Origin of the sequence: Sebaldella sp. S0638 (assembly GCF_024158605.1) — a bacterium.
GTDB lineage: Bacteria > Fusobacteriota > Fusobacteriia > Fusobacteriales > Leptotrichiaceae > Sebaldella.
Genome location: NZ_JAMZGM010000230.1, coordinates 1 through 2,025 on the forward strand (window position 1 = coordinate 1; position 2,025 = coordinate 2,025).

General features: G+C 31.1%; 2 protein-coding genes. Both read right to left on the minus strand.

Annotation, left to right across the window (positions count from 1 at the left end; genetic code table 11):
• Positions 1–145: 145 nt before the first annotated feature.
• Positions 146–1,102 carry a hypothetical protein gene (locus tag NK213_RS19825; RefSeq protein WP_253352543.1) on the minus strand — a complete coding sequence of 319 codons (957 nt, stop codon included), beginning with the start codon at positions 1,100–1,102 and terminating at the stop codon, positions 146–148.
• Positions 1,089–1,805, minus strand: coding sequence for a YqaJ viral recombinase family protein (locus tag NK213_RS19830; protein ID WP_253352545.1), 717 nt, complete (start codon positions 1,803–1,805; stop codon positions 1,089–1,091). Before NK213_RS19830 ends, NK213_RS19825 begins: the two co-directional genes overlap by 14 nt.
• Between the last annotated feature and the right edge of the window lie 220 nt (positions 1,806–2,025).

Here is a 2,025-nt window from a genome sequence, read left to right on the forward strand (position 1 = left end):
GTATTTAGTATACTTACGATAAATCCGTTAGCTTTTTTACCAAGAATTTCCTCAAATCTCTTTTTTATAACATTTTGGTGTAAAAGGTCTTTAATACTAAGTTCCTTAGCGGGTAAATTATCATTGTTTTTAATAGTGGCCATATTCATCTCTCCTCGAATTCAAAATTTATATTATTGTCCTGACAGTATTTAAGTAGTCCTTTGGCTATTTCTTTTTCTAAGCCGTTTACCTGAATAATAATGTAACTATTCTTTTTTTCATTATTAACAGATGGTTTTGGTGTAGAAGTAACCGTAAAATGAGAACTAGCTTTATTAGACTGTGCTTTTAATTTTTCCTCAGTCTCTTTAATTGCTTTTTCTTCTGCCTCTTTCACAGCCTTTTGTTTATCTACCTCGGCATTTTTTCTCATTTTATCTTCAGTTTCTATAATGTCTTTTTCTTTTTCAGAAATGTATCCAAGAATATGTTCTTGTTTCTCGCCAAACATATGGATAATATCCTCAATTTTTATCTTATTTTCAATATTTTTATTCACACCCTTAAGCACTAGCTCAATAGAATTATATTTAGAATTTAGCCTGTTTATCTGCTCCTGAATGTCAGTTTCAATGGTATTCATTTTACAACCTTTTGTTTCCCATTTATCATAATCATCAATAAACTGTTCAAGGTCTTCATTAACAAGAGATTTTACAAGAACCTTTTTTAGTTCTCCGATTTTCTCCCACTTAAGATCAATCCTTTTTTGGTCAGCTAGTTTTTCTAAGTCATGTAAGTGTTTTCTGACAGTTTCCAGTCTATTGACATATGAAGTAAGATTTTCATTATATACTTTAGTTTCAGATTCCAGATAACTTTTAAGTTCTTTTCTGAAATTATCAATCTGAGTTTTTGAGTTTGATATGTCTTTTCGAAGTAATGATGTTGATTCAAGGTCAAAGTCATCATTGTAAATAATATTTTTATATTCTTCAATTTCAAGTGTAGTTTGCTCTAAAAGTTCCCAGTCTAATAATTCGGGGCTAATTTTAGCAGGGGTAATAAGTTCCTTATTAAAAGCAAGAACCAATTGTCCTGTATTTTTATTTTCTTCCATATTTTCCTCCAATTCCAATAGGATATTCTTTAATATATGGTGGTTCAATGTCATTAGTGACATAAGACCAGAATTCTATTTCTTTTTGTTTGAGTTCTTCAATTCTGTTCATCCATTCATTTTTATATATGGTGTATGTTTTAAGCTGTTTGTTTAGGTCAAAGGTATCAGAATTATCTTCAAAACACTTGAATCTGATATCAGCTACAAGGACTGCAAAATCATAATCAGTAACAAGGAAGTAATGAAGTACCTGATATAGGTAATTTTCCGGAATGGTGTCGTTATTCTCCTCGTCTTTCCAAAGCTCTTTATATGTTAAATACTGGTGAATGGTAGTAGTTTTAATTTCAAGTATACCAATATCACCATTAGGTAGAATAATTTCGCCGTCTAAAGAAGCTCTGATAAAATCATATTTAGGATGTACATAAAGTTCCTTGACTTCTCTTATTACCTTATCAGGATTATCAATGGCATAGAGCTTTCTGACAATAGGCTCTAATTTATGACCTCTTTCCATGGCAGAATTAGTTTCATCAAGTTTATTAATTTTACCGGATTTTTCAAGCCATAAATCTACAATGTTTTTATTTCCATGTTGTTCTATATCCATAAGTAATCCGGCATCACTACCGCCTATACCTTGTTTTCTAAGTCGAAGCCATTCATCATGGGTAGAATATGGGATTTTTTTAAACATATTATTCCCTCCCTTTAAAATCCGTCGTATTCTTCACAAAAAGAAGAATCAACCGTCTCTCTGTCATAGTAGAGGCAATAACCGTCATTTTTCCAATTAAAATAAATACATTTGATGCACATTTCCATTTTTATTCCTCCTTGCTTTGGTGTTAGTATGAAAAAGTGGACACAAAAATCTTGATTGTGTAAACTAATTGAGAGAAGGCAGGTGTCCGAAA